Origin of the sequence: Pandoraea sp. E26, assembly GCF_000681415.1 — a bacterium.
In the GTDB taxonomy this organism is placed as follows: domain Bacteria; phylum Pseudomonadota; class Gammaproteobacteria; order Burkholderiales; family Burkholderiaceae; genus Pandoraea; species Pandoraea pnomenusa.
Window position 1 is genome coordinate 1 of record NZ_AYXJ01000010.1, and the last position, 16,814, is coordinate 16,814.

At 58.7% G+C, this 16,814-nt stretch carries 13 protein-coding genes and 1 pseudogene; 10 read left to right on the forward strand and 4 right to left on the reverse strand.

Features of this window, described 5'->3' with window-relative positions; genetic code table 11:
* Positions 1-728: IS3 family transposase (locus W930_RS26720; RefSeq protein ID WP_036655781.1), on the forward strand; the 728-nt coding region annotated here is incomplete at its 5' end.
* 115 nt (positions 729-843) lie between these two features.
* Here W930_RS26720 and W930_RS0108970 read toward each other — a convergent pair.
* Entirely contained in the window at positions 844-1,503 is a 660-nt protein-coding gene (locus W930_RS0108970) for a GntR family transcriptional regulator (RefSeq protein WP_025250421.1), read from the reverse strand.
* A 225-nt stretch (positions 1,504-1,728) separates the two neighbouring features.
* Here W930_RS0108970 and W930_RS0108975 point away from each other — a divergent pair, with 225 nt between their 5' ends.
* The 7 genes and pseudogenes from W930_RS0108975 to W930_RS26730 all read left to right on the forward strand — a co-directional run bounded on the left by W930_RS0108975 (position 1,729) and on the right by W930_RS26730 (position 9,852).
* A complete protein-coding gene (locus tag W930_RS0108975; protein ID WP_025250420.1) occupies positions 1,729-3,030 on the forward strand; it encodes an MFS transporter in 1,302 nt (433 codons plus the stop codon).
* Positions 3,031-3,092: 62 nt separating this feature from the next.
* Positions 3,093-3,821 carry an aspartate/glutamate racemase family protein gene (locus W930_RS0108980; RefSeq protein WP_023594752.1) on the forward strand — a complete coding sequence of 243 codons (729 nt, stop codon included), beginning with the start codon at positions 3,093-3,095 and terminating at the stop codon, positions 3,819-3,821.
* A 33-nt stretch (positions 3,822-3,854) separates the two neighbouring features.
* Positions 3,855-5,273, forward strand: coding sequence for a dihydropyrimidinase (hydA, locus tag W930_RS0108985; protein WP_023594751.1), 1,419 nt, complete (start codon positions 3,855-3,857; stop codon positions 5,271-5,273).
* A gap of 9 nt (positions 5,274-5,282) precedes the next feature.
* Positions 5,283-6,023 (forward strand): aspartate/glutamate racemase family protein, encoded by a 741-nt coding sequence (locus W930_RS0108990; RefSeq protein WP_023594750.1) that lies wholly within the window; start codon positions 5,283-5,285, stop codon positions 6,021-6,023.
* Between the two features lie 35 nt (positions 6,024-6,058).
* On the forward strand, positions 6,059-7,027 hold the full coding sequence (locus tag W930_RS26725) for an NAD(P)-dependent oxidoreductase (RefSeq protein WP_023594749.1): 969 nt from the start codon (positions 6,059-6,061) through the stop codon (positions 7,025-7,027).
* A gap of 22 nt (positions 7,028-7,049) precedes the next feature.
* A complete protein-coding gene (locus W930_RS0109005) occupies positions 7,050-7,850 on the forward strand; it encodes an SDR family NAD(P)-dependent oxidoreductase (RefSeq protein WP_023594748.1) in 801 nt (266 codons plus the stop codon).
* Positions 7,851-8,314: 464 nt separating this feature from the next.
* Positions 8,315-9,852 (forward strand): annotated as a pseudogene (locus W930_RS26730) (IS3 family transposase).
* A gap of 61 nt (positions 9,853-9,913) precedes the next feature.
* Here W930_RS26730 and W930_RS0109015 read toward each other — a convergent pair.
* The 3 genes from W930_RS0109015 to W930_RS0109025 are packed head-to-tail and all read right to left on the reverse strand — an operon-like array spanning position 9,914 to position 13,370.
* Positions 9,914-10,873, reverse strand: a complete 960-nt coding sequence (locus tag W930_RS0109015) for a bifunctional enoyl-CoA hydratase/phosphate acetyltransferase (protein WP_023594747.1) — start codon at positions 10,871-10,873, stop codon at positions 9,914-9,916.
* A 23-nt stretch (positions 10,874-10,896) separates the two neighbouring features.
* Entirely contained in the window at positions 10,897-11,904 is a 1,008-nt protein-coding gene (locus tag W930_RS0109020; RefSeq protein WP_023594746.1) for a PDR/VanB family oxidoreductase, read from the reverse strand.
* Between the two features lie 20 nt (positions 11,905-11,924).
* Positions 11,925-13,370, reverse strand: coding sequence for a Rieske 2Fe-2S domain-containing protein (locus W930_RS0109025; RefSeq protein ID WP_028730929.1), 1,446 nt, complete (start codon positions 13,368-13,370; stop codon positions 11,925-11,927).
* 198 nt (positions 13,371-13,568) lie between these two features.
* On the opposite strand from W930_RS0109025, the gene W930_RS0109030 reads away from it, so the two are divergent.
* Positions 13,569-14,450 (forward strand): IclR family transcriptional regulator, encoded by an 882-nt coding sequence (locus W930_RS0109030; protein ID WP_031627117.1) that lies wholly within the window; start codon positions 13,569-13,571, stop codon positions 14,448-14,450.
* A 617-nt stretch (positions 14,451-15,067) separates the two neighbouring features.
* On the forward strand, positions 15,068-16,783 hold the full coding sequence (locus tag W930_RS0109035; RefSeq protein ID WP_023594743.1) for a sulfoacetaldehyde acetyltransferase: 1,716 nt from the start codon (positions 15,068-15,070) through the stop codon (positions 16,781-16,783).
* Positions 16,784-16,814 lie beyond the last annotated feature (31 nt).

Consider the following 16,814-nt stretch of genomic DNA (forward strand, 5'->3'; position numbering starts at 1 on the left):
AAAGCGTGAAAGATCCTCGGGCCGAGCTTCGTGCCCGCATGCGCGAAATTGCCTATACGCGGGTGCGCTATGGCTATCGGCGCGTGCATGTACTGCTACGGCGTGAAGGCTGGCAGCTGGGCAGGGATCAAGCATACCGGCTGTATTGCGAAGAGCAATTGCAATTACGATCGAAACTGCCCAAGCGCCGCAAGATGGTCGTCACGCGCGTGCAGAAAATCGTGCCGAGCAAACCGAATGATGCCTGGAGTATGGATTTCGTCGCCGATCAACTCGCAGATGGCTCGAAGTTTCGCATGCTGACAGTTGTCGATGTATTCACGAAAGAAGCCCTGGCCATCGAAGTTGGTCAACGGTTGAGGGGGGAGCATGTGGTATCGGCGCTCAATCGTATCGCGGTCAGACCCGGCGCTCCTCGGCATATTTTCGTAGACAACGGCAGTGAATTTTCCGGGCGATTGCTCGACATGTGGGCATATCACCACAAGTCGAAAATCGATTTCAGTCGCCCAGGAAAGCCCACGGACAATTGCCACATTGAGACGTTTAACGGATCATTCCGTGATGAGTGTTTGAACTTGCATTGGTTCGAAACGCTGGACGAAGCGAAAGCGACTATCGAGGCATGGCGCGGGGACTACAACGAGAGTCGGCCTCACTCAGCTCTCAAAGAGCTGGCGCCGGCCGAATTCGCCCGCCAATTGGTGTTTTTACCCGGGCCGACTTGACCCGATACGCCGAAAAACTCGCTCTGGATTTGGCACAGAAAACCCAAGCAGATCAGTCGCTAGAGGATGGCGACGAAGAAATTGTGTCCATCGAAGGAAAGCCAACTGGCGGAACTCACGCTTGCGAACGCCCAGAAGGTTGCCCGAGGCTTTGCTCCAGAACTCGCATGACTTCGTGTTCAGTATTTTCTGAGTGCTTGCGAAGCAGTTGCGAAAGCTTCCTGCCAACTGGAGCCCGTAGCGCGTCCATGATCTCATCATGCTCTTGGTGAGACTCCTGCCACCTTGGCATATCGGCGTTGGCGACACCGCGAGCGCGATGCACTTTCCCCATCAGCGTGGCGTACATAGCGGACAAGACTGCGTTGCCTGCAATATCCACAATCAGTTGATGAATTTCTTGGTTGATACGGAAATACTCGGTTCGTCGGCCGCCAGTGTGGGCTGCGATCATCGCATTGTGCCGCCGTTCGATCTTGGACAGCACAGGCTCCGTGATTCTGAGTGACGCTAGTTCGCCCGCATACGCCTCCAAACCATGGAGGGTTTCAAAGGTGGCCTTCAAGTCATCCAATTCCAACGGAGCGACTCGATAGCCAATGTATTGCCGGTGAAGCACCAGCCCCTCTGACACCAAAACCTTGAGTGCCTCACGAAGCGGGGTTTTGGAGACATCAAATGCCTCACAGAGCGCCTTCTCTTCTACGCGAGCACCTGGCGCCAACTCACCCTCTTGGATCATGATGCGCAGCTTCGCGGCGATCTCGGCAGACATGCCCAATGTGCGCAGGCGAACCGAACTGGGGAGTGAGTTAGTCATTGGAAATTTGGCGCTTTTTTATGCTTTCAGCATATCACATCGGAGATAGGTGTTTACCCAAATTATTATAAATCAATTATTTACACGCATTGTGATTACAGATTACACATTCTATACTTCCTCTCGTTGCGCAACAGGACCACTCAAAGACCCATTGCAGGCTATCGGCAAGGAGACCTTATGCCACCCTCAACACCCGCATCTGCAGCTGTGACTGGCACGCGTAGTTCTGTGCGCTGGAAGATTTTCCTGATGATGTTGCTCCTGATCACGATCAACTACGTTGACCGTGCCTCGCTTTCAGTGGCGATGCCGTTGATCTCCAAAGAATTTGATCTCACGCCAGCCATGGAAGGACTGATTCTGAGTTCGTTCTTCTGGACTTACGCGTTCATGCAGATTCCTGGCGGAATGCTGGCAGACAAATACAAGCCTCGTATCGTGATTGCGACTGCCACAGTACTGTGGGGCGCATTTCAAGCGATGGCTGCACTGTGCACCAACTCCACGGCGTTGCTTCTTACGCGTCTTGGCCTCGGCGCAGCCGAGGCGCCGATCTATCCCGCTGGCGGAAAGCTCAATGCCATCTGGATGACCAAAAACGAGCGTGGGCGCGGCGCCGCTTTGCTCGATGGGGGCTCCCCGTTAGGTGCGGCTCTGGGCGCAGTAATCATCACGTGGCTGATCGCGACCTTGGGATCGTGGCGCCTTGCTTTCGTGGTGGCCGGCGTTGGCACCGTGCTGGCAGGGGCTGTGGCTTGGCGCTATATCCGCAACACTCCGCGCGAGCATCCCGCTATCAATGAGCTCGAGGTTCGGTTCATTGAGGAGGCGCAAGCCGCCGAAAGCGGCGCGGAGCCTGCAAACATCTCAGGACGAACCCTCGACTTCTTCAAATATCGGTCCGTTTGGTGCATGACCTCCGGCCAGATGTGCTTCAACGTCGTGTACTACGGATTGCTCACCTGGATGCCTAGCTATCTGAACAAGGTGCACGGGTTCGATCTCAAGTCGATGGGTGGCGCAAGCTTCATCATCTTCTTCAGCGGCTTCGTGGGTGAACAGATTGGCGGCTGGATTACGGACAAGTGGAAGGATGCCGGAGGCCGTCCTAATGTGGTCATGCGCACAATTTTCGGAGTCGCGGCCGCGCTGACCACGATCTCCATCTTCTCTGTCGCGTACGTGTCGAACTCGATCGCAATTGTCGTGCTGCTCTCGTCCACGCTGTTCTTCCTGCGCTGGTGCGGCCTGTTCTGGTGTATCCCGTCCATGATCGGCACGCGCAACAAGGTGGGCTTCCTCGGCGGCCTCATGAATCTCGGCGGCAACATTAGTGGCATCGCGGTTCCTGTCATCGTCGGCCTGATCGTGCAGTTCACCGGCTCCTACTTCTTAGCACTGATGCTGTTCGCCGCTGGCGGCGTAGGCCTGCTGCTGTCCGCACTGTCCATCAACTACGAGAAGAAGATTCCGGTTTAACCCATAAATCCGAAGAGGCACCACACCAACGATGGTGCCCTCACAACTCCTGAGACAACTCCATGATTAAGCAGATTCGCCTCGGCATGCTGACACCGTCCTCCAACACCGTGCTGGAGCCGATCACGAGTGCAATGATCGCTACGCTCCCCAATGTCAGCGTCCATTTCTCCCGATTCACCGTGACGGAGATCTCGCTACGGGAGCAAGCGCTGGGGCAGTTCGACCTCGAAAGGATTCTCGCGGCGGCGAAGCTCCTGGCGGATGCGCGGGTTCACGTCATCGCGTGGAATGGAACCTCATCGGGATGGCTGGGTTTCGAGAAAGATCGTGCGCTGTGCGATCAAATTACTGAGGCGACCGGGATTCCCGCCACGACCTCCGTATTGGCGTTGAACGAGATTCTTGAGAAGACTGAAGTGCGCCGGTTTGGACTCGCAAGCCCCTACACCACCGACGTTCAGAGCAGCATCGTCAGCAACTATCAGCGACATGGCTTCGACTGCTCGGCCGAGCGCCACCTTAACCTACATGTGAACTACAGCTTCGCAGAGGTGACGGAGGACACGATTCGCGAGATGGTGTGGCAGTTGGCCCGAGAAAACGTGCAGGCGATCTCGACTTTCTGCACCAATCTTCGTGCAGCCCACTTGGCGCGCGAGCTGGAGGCAGACACGGGCATTCCTTTCTACGACACCATCTCCACCGTTGTTTGGAAGTCACTGCGTCTGGCCAACGTCGATACGCGCGCACTCAAGGGCTGGGGAAGCCTCTTCCAGACCGTGGAATGAACCTGGATAACATCGACCATCAAGGCAAAAGCTATGTCGAAAATCACTCAGCTTGATCTCGTCATCCGCAACGCCGACGTGGCAACGGCGTCGGACCGGTTTTTCTGCGACATCGGGGTAAGCGAAGGGAGAGTCGTAGCGCTGGGCCATAATTTGCCGCCTGCGGCAATCGAAGTTGACGCCACTGGCTTGTTGGCAATGCCGGGCGGTGTCGACGCACATTGCCACCTGGACCAACCGACGGGCGATGGCACTCGAATGGCAGACGATTTTTTTACGGGATCGCGTGCTGCTGTGTGCGGCGGCACGACCACAATCATTCCGTTCGCCGCTCAACAAAAAGGCGCGTCGTTGGTTGCGGCAGTGGATGACTATCACCGGCGAGCGGCGGGGAAGTCAGTGATCGATTTCGCATTTCATCTGATCGTTTCTGACCCGACTGAAGCCGTGTTGCGAGATGAGTTGCCGGCACTCATCCGTGGTGGGTACACGTCGTTCAAGGTCTATATGACTTACGACGACCTGAAACTGTCCGATCGACAAATGCTTGAGGTTCTCGACGTCGCACGTCGCCATGATGCCCTCGTGATGGTACACGCGGAGAATTCCGACTGCATCTCATGGCTCACGCAAAAGCTCGTTGGCGAGTCGCGCATATCACCGCGCTTCCATGGCTTGGCTCGTCCGCCAGTCGTCGAGCGAGAGGCGACGCATCGCGCGATATCGTTTGCTGAGCTCGTCGAGGTTCCCATTCTGATTGTCCATGTCTCGGGCAAAGAGGCCATTGAGCAGATTCGGTGGGCACAAGCGCGCGGATTGCATATCTTGGCAGAGACCTGCCCGCAATATCTCTACCTGACGGTCGAGGACCTCGGATTGCCTGGCGACAATAGTTACGAGGGCGCAAAGTGTATTTGCAGTCCGCCCCCCAGAGATCCCGAGAATCAAGCCGCTGTATGGCAAGCGCTGCAAAACCGAGTTTTCAGCGTCTTCTCTTCAGACCACGCGCCGTTTAACTATGACGACCCTGAAGGAAAGATGCCCGGGGGCGTGTACCAGCCGTTCCCTCACATTCCGAATGGCATTCCCGGTATCGAGACGCGCTTGCCTCTCCTATTCGACGGTGTTGCCCGAGGCAAGCTCTCGGTACATCAGTTCGTCGAACTGACGTCTTATCGACCGGCCAAGATCTACGGCCTCTACCCTCGAAAGGGCACCATCGCCATCGGGGCCGACGCTGACATCACGCTCTGGGATACGTCGCTCAAAGTGACCATCCAGAACAAGAATTTGCATCACGCCGTCGATTACACACCGTACGAGGGCATTGAAGTCACTGGCTGGCCAAGGACCGTCTTTTCACGGGGACAGATGATCGTGGACAACGGTACTTACATGTCCCCGGCCGCTGGACGAGGCCAATTTCTCAAGGCCGGCCGTCCAGACATTTAAGGAACAGCGATGAATCTTCTCATCATCAATCCCAATATCAGCACATCAGTGACCCAGCTGATTCATCAAGAAGCGTTGCGCACCGCTGCTTTGGGAACGCACGTTTCGATGGCAACGGCAAAGTTTGGTGTCGCCTACATAGAAACGCGTTTCGAAGCCTTGATCGGCGGCTATGCCACCGCCTGCGTAGCTGCGGAACACGCAGGTGAGTTCGACGCCCTGGTGGTGGCCGCATTCGGAGACCCAGGGCTTGCTGGGCTCAAAGAGCTCTTCGACGTTCCCGTCGTGGGGATGACCGAGGCTGCGCTGGCCAGCGCTTGTTTGATCGGTCAACGCTTTTCGATCGTCGCAATTTCGCATCGCATTTCTGCGTGGTACCGAGAATGCGTAGCCGCAAACGGCCTGCTCTCGCGTTTGGCCAGTATCCGCTCGCTCTCGTCACCGTTGCGTGACATCGGCAGCGTTCAAGAAGATCACGCTGAACGGCTCGAGGCACTTTGTCTACAGGCGGTCCGAGAGGACGGTGCTGATGTGATCGTCGTCGCCGGAGCTCCCTTGGCGGGGCTTGCACGATCACTTGAGGGAAAACTACCGGTGCCCGTCGTCGACGGCGTGAGCAGCGCCGTTCGTCATGCGGAGACGCTTGTCGCCTTACGCGCTGGCCATGCAGTCGAGGGGTGCTTTGCAAAACCTCCGCATAAGGCCAATTCCGGCTTGCCGCCTGAACTCGTCCAGCTTCTGGCGCATTGACCAAAGCTATATCGGCCAAACGAGACTTGAATGGTATGACTACGTTAATTACAGGGTGTGCAGGATTCGTCGGATTAGCACTGGCGGAGGATTTGCTCTCGAGCGGGAATGATGTCATAGGGTTCGATCTATCGGCGCCGCCGGATCGTGCGCTGAAGACCTTCTCGTCGCTGCCGGGAAAATTCGATTTCGTTATAGGTGATATACGAGATCGAGCGGCGCTTGACCACGCCTTTGTCGGACGCGACGTTGATGCGATGGTTAGCCTGGCGGCAATCACTGCCGACGCTGCACGGGAACGCAGCCAGCCGCATGTGGTGTACGAAGTGAACGCAGCAAGTGTCTTTAGTGCCGTCGAAACAGCTGCCCGTCATAAGGTGTGTCGGATCGTTCATCTCAGCTCCGGCGCTGTCTATGGCCGCAGCGGATATGGAACGACAAGTCTCGACGAAGCCACTACCATCCCGGATCCTGAGGGGCTCTATGGCATGTCCAAGCTCGCCGCCGAACAAGGACTGGCGCGCCTCATGCAGGTCTACGGTGTTGATCTCGTGATTGGGCGATTGGGGACTTGCTATGGACCTTGGGAGCATGACACGGGGGCAAGGGACACGCTGAGTGCACCTCTACAAATTCTTCAGATTGCGCAACGGGGAGGCGTAGCGACGATCAGTCGTGACAGCCTGCGTGACTGGCTGTACGTGCGCGATGCGGCGGCGGGCATTCGAGCTCTTATGTTTTGTGCTGGCTTGCCGCGCACCATATACAACGTTGCTGCAGGCTTCGAATTTCCGCTGTCGGCATGGTGCACCCGACTCGAAGGCATGTTCCCAGGCTTTCGCTGGCACGTGAACTCCGACGACACGCCCACGAACGTCAATCTCTACGGCCCCCAAGATCGAGCGTCGATGAATATCATGGCACTACTCAACGACACCGACTTCCGCCCGAAATTTGACATCAATGCGGCCTTTGACGACTACATGTCGTGGATCAAGCAATAACTTTAACTACTGGAGATGAAGTATGAGCAATCTGGCGGGCAACGCCCCCGAGAAGAAGCTGGCGGGTAAAATTTGCATTGTGACGGGCGCAGCATCGGGAATTGGGCGAGCAATCGCGACGCGCCTCGCAGAGTCGGGCGCCTCCGTTGTCATCGCCGATGTGACGACCGAGGTAATTGAGGGCGGTGAGCCTACAGCCGAGATGCTCCGTCATGCAGGCTACGATGTCACCTACCGACGAACGGACGTAAGTTCAGAGGGTGACGTCAACCAGCTGGTCCAGGACGTCGTGGCCCGCTACGGAAAACTTGATGTGTTGGTCAACAACGCTTGCGTTCGACATGCGCGCCCCTTGCTCGAGATGGAGGAGAGTGAGTGGAATCGCATTATCAACGTCAATCTCGGTGGCGTGTTCCGCACATGTAAGGCTGCGGTCGCGCAGATGATTCAGCAGGATGAAATCGACGAAGTGCGCGGTCGCATCGTCAATCTCTCCTCGCAGCATGGGATCATTTCGGCGCCGGGCGATATCGCATACGGCACGAGCAAGGCGGGCGTCGCCTACTTGACCAAGCAGATCGCGACCGACTACGCGGCCCAAGGTATCGTCTGTAATGCTGTAGCGCCCGGGAAAATTCAAACTGGTGCCGGGGGGCGTGCAGTCGACCCGGGGGTTCTTGACCGTGCATATCGTCGCACGCCGTGGCCTCGCCTCGGAAAGCCCATGGACGTCGCAAACGCAGTCCTGTTTCTGTGCACCAGCGACGCCACGTTCATCACCGGAGCCGAACTGATGGTTGACGGCGGGTGGATGGCGGCTTAACGCGCCGGGGGATCGCTGCAAGCAGGACCTTCGCTTGGGGGCACTGAAGGTCCTGCTTCACGAACACGCCTACTTCACGGTTCATTTGAAGTGGGTTCCACTTTGTCAGATATGGCTCTTCGTTGATGCGCGGAAGTTCATCTCCGTCGATGGCCTATGCCGAAGGTGGGGAGCTAGGGCCCGCAATTAGGTAGCTCGCGATCGCAAGCATTGCCGCGCCGAGCACGCCCTCCTGAACTCGGAGAAACCACCGATTCCGCGCAAGCCAATGGCGGATTTTTGACGCGCCGTAGGCGAACGAGGCCCCCCGAGAGCAATCCAAACGCTTTTGAGAATCCAGCAAGGAAAAGCATCTGCGACCAGATGGGCCCCAGCGTCGGATCGGTGAACTGAGTGTTGATTTTCACCAAATGTTGACCCGGGGGGAATGCGGACAAAATCTTGGACTACTTTGGAGGTAGTCCATGTATTCATACCAAGAACGCGTTCGGGCGGTCGAGTTGTACCTGAAACTTGGGAAACGCAGCAAAGCGACCATTCGCCAGTTGGGTTACCCGACGAAGAATTCTCTCAAGGCGTGGTTTAACGAATTCGAGAAGCGTGGCGATCTGCAGAGGGGGTATGTTCGCGTAAAGCCGAAGTACTCAGAAGAACAGAAGAACTTAGCACTCGAGCATTACGCCAACCACGGACGCTGCTTCGCCTTCACCCTTAGGACATTGGGCTATCCATGTCGCCAAATGCTATCGAAGTGGGTTCGCGAGCGCTATCCGGAAACCAGGAAATGCGTGGTTGGTAAGGCCGGCCGACCAACTGCTTCATTGGCGTCCAAGCAGGCTGCGGTGTACGAACTGTGCACACGGGAAGGAAGTGCAGAGGCGGTGGCCCGAAAGCTGGACGTCGACAGGGTGACGCTGTACAAGTGGAAGAACCAGTTACTCGGCCTAGAGGCTCCTGCATCCATGAAACGCGACAAGGGCTCGCCCGCAGAGACAGATCGGGACGAACTGGAACGGCAGGTCGAGGCGCTCCAGCGCAACATTCGCAATCTGTAGCTTGAACAGGACCTGTTGAAGAAGGCGAATGAACTCCTAAAAAAAACCTGGGCGTCGACCTGCAACTCCCGAGCAACCGGGAGAAGACGACGCTGGTTGACGCCCTGAGAGAGGAGTGCGTTTTGGCTGAGCTGCTTGCGCAGCTAGACTTGGCGCGCAGCTCCTATTTCTACCATCGGTCCCCCATGCGAGTTGCCGACAAATATGCCGAAGTTCGTCGTACCGTTGCGGCGATCTTCGGGGACAATCACCGATCCTACGGCTATCGTCGGGTGCAGGCAGCGCTCAGCAGACAACGGGTGTTCCTATCGGAGAAAGTCGTGCGTCGCCTCATGAAACAAGGCGGCCTCTACGCGGCCAGGCCCAAGCGGCGCCGATATCGTTCTTACGTCGGGGAAATTAGCCCTGCCCCAGATAACATCATCAATCGCGATTTCCACGCTACCGCCCCCAACGAAAAGTGGCTGACGGATATCTCCGAGTTCCAGATCCTGGCGGGGAAGGTATATCTATCGCCCATGATCGACTGCTTCGATGGCATGGTAGTCAGTTGGTCGATTGGCACAAGCCCCGACGCTGAGCTCGTGAATACCATGTTAGATGCGGCTATCGAGACCGTGACCGAGGACGATGAGAAGCAGATCGTGCATTCCGATCGAGGTGGCCACTATCGTTGGCCTGGCTGGCTATCGCGAGCTGCAAAGGCTAATCTGATCCGATCCATGTCGCGTAAAGCCTGCTCACCAGACAATGCGGCCTGTGAGGGATTCTTCGGAAGGCTGAAGACCGAGATGTTCTATCCAGGGGACTGGCGTTCGACGAGCATCGCGCAATTCGTAGAGGCACTGAACGCCTACATTCGCTGGTACAACGAAAAGCGGATCAAGGCCAACCTTGGCTATCTCAGCCCCATCGAGTACCGTGAAAGCCTCGGGTTCACGACGTAAAACAGTCCAAGAAAATAGCCGCATCCCCCCTCGGGGTCGAACTTGGGCATCGGGTGCAAGCTCAGCCCTTGTGCGCGGTGGCGAGCACGGCCAGCGCGACGGAGGCGATGCGCGCCAACGGCGAGTCCGAGCGCGAGGTCATCACGAGAGGCACGCGTGCGCCGAGCACCACGCCGGCGCATTCGCCGCCACCAATATAGGTGAAGCTCTTGTAGAGCATGTTGCCGGCGTTGAGTTCGGGCACGAGCAGCAGGTCGGCATCGCCACTGACGCTGGACTCGATCTTCTTGATGTGCGCAGCCTCGGCCGAGATCGCGTTGTCGAAGCCGAACGGGCCTTCGACCTGCGCGCCGGGCCACGCCCCCTGCCGCGCTTGTGCGACTAACGTCTGCGCATCGACGGTGGCCTGGATGGCAGGGTTCACCGTTTCCACGGCGGCGAGGATGCCGACCTTGGGATGCGCGACGCCCAGCGTGTTCAGCAGACCGATCGCATTGCCGAGGATGTCGCACTTCGTGGCCAGTGAGGGGGCGATGTTGACCACGCAATCCGTCAGCCCGAGCAGCTTGGGATAGCGCGGTAGATCAAACAGGAAAACGTGACTGATGCGCGTCTTGCTGCGCAGCCCCGTGTGTTTGTCGACCACGGCCGACATGAGCTCGTCGGTGTGAAGCGAGCCTTTCATAAGCGCGACCACTTGACTCTCGCGCGCCAGTTCAATCGCGCGGCGCGCGGCGACCACGGGCTCTCCAGGCGTGTCGATGATCTCGAAGTCGCGGGCATCTACCTGTGCGGCGGCAGCCGCCCGCTGGATGATGGCGAGCGGCCCCACCAGCACCGGTCTGGCCACGCCAAGATCCGCGATCTGACGCGCCGCGCCCATCGCGAGTGCATCGCCCGGATAGACGAGCGCAATCGCGCCTGGCGACTGCGCCACATGCCGGGCACGATCAACCAGCACGTTCAGCTTCGCAAAATTGCCAGCGCTCGCCGTTTTTGCATACTCGTTCACCGTGCCCATGTGTGTTCCTTATGTGTGGCCGACTACAGGTCGAGCACCAGCGTGGGGGTTTTCGAGCGTGAGCAGCAGATTAGTACCTCGTGGCGGCGCTCTTCAGCATCCAGCACGTAGTCGTTATGGTCCGGCTCCCCCTCGAGGTAGCGGGTCCGGCAGGTGCCGCACAGCCCGGACTCGCAGGAGGTGCTGACCTGGACACCGTTTTCGCGGAGCACGTCGACGATCGACTTGTCGTCCGGAACATCGAAGGTTTTTCCGAGCTTGGCCAGGTGTACCTTGAACCCGATACCGATCGTGTCGCATTCGCCGCGCATGAGTTCGTTCGGCACCTTGGGCGCTGGGCCGGCGGCAACGAAATGCTCGAAGTGAACGAACTCCGCAGAGCGATGGGAGGTGGCGGCCTTTACGCCATTCATGAGCCCGGCCGGCCCGCAACAATAGAAATGGGCATCGGCCGGCGCGCGGGCCTCGATCGCCTGCAGTTGCATACCCTTGCTCGGATCACCGCCATCGACGTAGACGTGCAGCCGCTCGCCGAGCTCGAGTGCCATCAGGTCTTCGTAGAATGCCAGCTTGTCCTGGGTACGTGCGCCGTAGTGCACCTCGAAGGACGCTCCAATGGCCACCAGCCGGTGGACCATCGCCACGATGGGCGTGACGCCGATGCCGCCAGCGATCAATACGTGATGCTTTGCGCCTTCGCGCAAAGGGAAGTTGTTGCGTGGCGCGGAGATCGCGAGGATGCGGCCAGCGTGCACGATCTCGTGGATCGCCTTCGAGCCGCCGCGCCCGCTCTCTTCCTTTTGGACGGCGAAGATGTAGTGGCGAGTTTCCGCCGGATCGCCGCATAGGGAGTACTGACGTATCCTGCCGTCGCGAAAGTACAGGTCGATGTGAGCACCTGCCGTGAAGCCCGGCAGTTCAGTCGCGTCAAGTGGCACGACTTCATAGGCGTTGACACCTTCACCGAGATAGGTGATCGAGCGCACCCGGACCGGCAGGGCTTCGGTTGGATTGGCAGTAGGGTTGTCCATGGGATCGGCGCTCCGCTTGTTCAGGTAGTGGCCCAGCGTCGCTCGATCTCTTCATAGCGGCTGGTAATATAGTGCGTGCGCTCCTCGCCGCTAAACGCATCGGACTCCGCAGTGATCCGGTTGAGCTCCCTGCCGATCTCGCGGATCAGCTTCTGGTCGCTTTGATCATCAGCCTGCCGCGGAATCTTGAGCACTGTGTTCTGGGTGGCGGTATGCAGCACTCGGCCCTGTCGCAGCGGCTCGTGCAACTGCTGCGGATCCGCAGCGAGGTTGGTGCCGCGGACCGCATCGCGTACGATGCGTCTGAACATGTAAACGCCGACATCACCCGACGTAGGATTTTCGAGTGCGTGGATCGCGATGGGCCGTTGCCCGACGATGGCTTCATAGTCGCCCGGCGCCCGTCGAGCGATATCGTCCGGTCGGTTACCGACCTGGCCATCCAGGAAATCCATGTTGTTCCAGCCCAGGCGCTCGCGCCGGCCCTTGTCCAGGGGATCGGCCTTCTTGCCGAACATCCGCCATCCGAAAATGATGGAGTGGGTGTTGTCCACCGGCACATACCAGCGAACCATGTGCACGCGGTGGAAGAGACGCCGCTCCCGTCCGTCCTCGAACAGGTAGGCGTGGTGCGTCATGTTCGGAAGCGCACATTCGTTCATGCGCCACCACACCAGGTCATCGCTGGTTCTGCGCCCCGCCACAAACACCATGGCGGTCGAGTTGCGCACCGGAAAGTAATCGATCACCGGCACGGCACCAAAAGAAGGCAGCGTCAGCGGGCCCAGGTCCAGATCCGGCGGCGCATCGCCGGGAAACAGCGTCGCAGGCTGGTGCAAGATGCTGGTGTGCATCTGGTCCCCGATGTTGTCCAGGATCTGCAGCCAGTTGCACGGAAAGACATTCGAGTACGGCACTAGCTCTGTTTCTCCGTCCGGAACGAAGGCATCCCATTCCTCGAAGGGCGGTTGCTGATCCGGCGGCCCCATATAAGCGAAGACGAGGCCGTTGCGTTCGAAGGCGGGGTAGGCGCCCTGGCAGACCGACTTGCACAGCCTGGCACCCTTGTCCGGCTCGGTTGGCGCTTCCTGCAGTGTGCCGTCGACACGGTAGTGAAACCCGTGATAGCAGCATCGGATGCCGTGCTCCTGGATCACGCCATATTCCAGGGAAGCGCCGCGATGCGCGCAATGCCGATGCATGACGCCGATTTGACCGGACAGGTCGCGGAAGGCCACGAGATCTTCGCCCATGATCCGGATCGGATGCGGAATGTCCTTCAATTGGTCTGACAGACACACTGGCTGCCAAAATTTCCGGAGGTATTCGCCCAGCGGTGTGCCGGGAAGCACGTGGGTGATTTCTGCGTCTTCGGCCTTGGTGCCGCGGCGAAGGAAGCCGCTGAAGGCCATGGGCACAGAATCGACCGTTTCCGGCCTGGACGTGGGTTCTTCGCGAGCACTCATGGAAACGAACTCCTTAAGTTGGACAAAAGCCGCTGCCTCTCCAGCACGGTAGAAAGCAGGATACATCATTGCAATTTAAATTGCAAAAATTGACATTAATATTGCTAAGTACATGATTGAAGTTACGTTTTTGTGGGGTCACTGCCCGCGCCGCATGGCATTGTGATAGCCTTCGGAGCAACATATTTCTCCAATGCGATGACAAAATCCAAACCCACCTCAACGCCCAGGAATCCACGCCAGAAGCTCGCCATTACTGACGTAGAGAAGGCTTCCCACACCCCTGACGACACCACCCCGGATGCGCCGCTCGCCCGGGCGCGCAAGGTGCTGGAGGTCGTGTTCGAGGCAACCCGGCCGCTCACGGCGCTGGAAATCGCCAAGCGCTGCGATCTGGATCCGAGTAGCTCACATCGACTGGTGCAGAACTTGGCGGCGTGCGGCTTCCTGATACGCGATGAAGAGAGCAAGCGCTACCTGCCGGATCCTCGGATGCTGTTCCCGTTTCCCATCTACCATCCGTGGGAACTGGTGAGGCGGGATGCCGCCTCCCTCGTCGTGCCGTTGCGCGACCGCCTGCAGCTCACGACCGGCCTGGTGATTTTTTATTTTGGCTCGCGCGTCCTGCTGGAACTGGCACCGGGACGCGATCCGCTTAGCCCCAGCTACCGGACGGTGCTGTCCTCGCCGCTGCACGCATCAGGTTCCGGCAAGGTCTTCCTGATGGCACACTCCGAGGCGCAGCGCCGCGAGATCCTGGGCCCCGGCCCCTTCGAGAAATTCACCCCGCAAACCATCGTCGACCACGAGACACTCACGGCCGACCTGGCCCGGGGCGCGCAAAGGGGTTTCGTTTCCGCCGTCGAAGACTACATGAGCGGTTTTCGTGTCGTGGCTGCGCCGCTCAGCGTCGACGACAGGGTAATCGGCTGCATTTTCTGCTCGGGAGGCGCCGTACTTTTCCCCGACCAGAAGATTGAGGAGATCGGCGAGGAGGTCAAGCAAGTCGCCACGCTCTATTCTCGCGCAGCCCCCAACCTTCGCATATTGGCTCAGTTGCTGGGCACCGATGGTGGCTAGTGTTCCGTTCCGCTGACTCTCGAACAAACTGAATGTCAAAAGCTATCGGCGCCGCAACGCCAACAACAAACAGAAATAGTGGCGGCGTCAATTACCTACCGACGATCGGACATCGTAGTTGACAGATATCCAATCGGTCTTCTAGCCGCCGCAGCGTTCGTTACGCTGCGCGGCAAGCCTAATCTACTGTAGTAAGCAGCCCATCAGCACCGTCCCGGACTCGATATCCTGAACGACGCTCAAGGTCGCAGCGAAACGGTTCTTCAAACACGTCCTGACGGCCTATCCCGAGGCGCCACGCAAGATCGTCATCGACCGCTCCACAGCCATCCGGCGAGAAATACCAAGCCCCCCCCAACGGTACTGAAAACCGTATGGCGTCCAATTTCGCATCTCCACAAGACGACCTTGACCTCGTGCTTACCCTTTGAAAGCGTTTCAATCGGGTTATCTCCTATTCTACAGAATAAAAAAGAGATAATAATGGCGTAAAACACAAATACGATTGCAATTTTCGCAATCACTTATTGACATCTCTTCTCGTCGGTGTTCGATGCGGCAGCGATTGTCGATCGTCGGCAAGCACCCAACGGCACACATTCACTCAAGGAAAACAAATGGCACGATCAATCACGGGTAGCGAAGCGTTCGTCGAAGCCCTGCAGTTGGAGGGCGTCGACTATATTTGCGGCATCGTCGGCTCGGCGTTCATGGATCCCCTGGATCTGTTCGTGGCAGCCGGAATCCGCTTCATCCAAGTGCGCCACGAGCAAAGTGCTGCGCTTATGGCCGAGGGCTATGCCCGCGCCACCGGCAAGCCGGGTGTCTGCATCGGGCAGAACGGCCCGGGCATCACGAATCTGGTCACCGGCGTGGCCAGTGCCGCGCTCAATCACACGCCGCTGGTGGTGATCACGCCGGCGGTGCTTAGCAGCGCCATCGGAACCAAAGCCTTTCAGGAGGTCGACCAGATGAAACTCCTGGCGCCGCTGGTCAAATGGCAGCTCCAGGTCAATCGGCCGGAACGGATGGCCGAAGCCATTCGTGGCGCTTTCCGGGCGGCCATCGCCTTGCGCGGCCCCGTGCAAATCGACATCCCGCGCGACGCCTGGTACGGCCAATGGGAAGAAGAGGAACGCCTGCCCGCGACCTACCGGACCGATGGCCGCTACGGCGGCGCGCCCGACGAGGAGATCGCGAAGGCGGCGACGCTGCTGGCCGGCGCCAAACGCCCCTTCATCATCGCCGGCTTGGGTGCAGTCGACTCGGACGCAGGGGCAGACATCGCAAAACTCGCCGAGGTGCTTGGTGCGCCCATGGGATGCGTGTACATGCACAACGACGCCGTCCCGGGAAGTCACCCCCTGGCCGTGGGGCCCATCGGCTACCAAGGCTCCGAAGCATCGATGAAACTGATGGCGAAGGCTGACGTCGTCCTGGCGCTGGGCACGCGTCTCAACACCTTCGGCACCACGCCGCAATACGGCATCGACTTCTATCCAAAATCGGCGCAGTTGATACACAACTCGATCAATCCCCTGGATCTGGGTTCGCTGCGCCCCATGGCCGTCGGCCTGATCGGCGACTGCCGGGCCGTCGCGCGGCAACTGACCGAGCGCCTCAAGCAACATTCGATCACTGCCGACCCGGCGAAGGTATTGGCGGAGGTTCAGGCGGAGAAACAGGCGTGGGTGCGCAAGCACGAGGATATGTCCACCAGCACCAACGCCACCATTCACCCGCGGCGGGCACTGTGGGAAGTTGCGAAGGCCACGCCCGCGGGCGCAGCTATCGTGGCGGACGTTGGCAACATCAGCGGTGCTGCCAACTCCTACTTCTCGAGTTTCGATCGCAGCAGGAGCTTCTTCGGAGGCGGAAGCCTCGGCGGCATCGGTGTCGCATTGCCCACAGCGCTGGGCGTCAGCCTGGCCCGCCCCAACGAGCCTGTGCTGACGCTTGTCGGCGATGGCGCCTGGAGCATGTGTCTGCAGGAAGTCATGACTGCGGTCACCGAAAAACTCAACTTCGTGACCGTGATCTTCAACAACTCGCAGTATGGTGCAGAGAAGCGCAACCAGTTCGACTTCTTCAATGAGCGCTACTACTTCACGAACCTGGAGAACCCGAACTTCGCGGACATCGCGAAAGACATGGGCGCATGGGCCGCGCGCGTCACGAAGGCGGAGGACATCGGTCCTGCGATGGCGGAAGCTTTCAGCCTCGGGCGTGCGGCCGTGGTGGAAATCATTGTCGACTCGAAGATTCTCAGCGAGCCCTATCGCAGGGACGCGTTGCGCTTACCGCAGCGTTCGCTCGAGAAGTACACGGCCTGAACGCCCGCCAACGCCTTCAGCTAGTTTATTG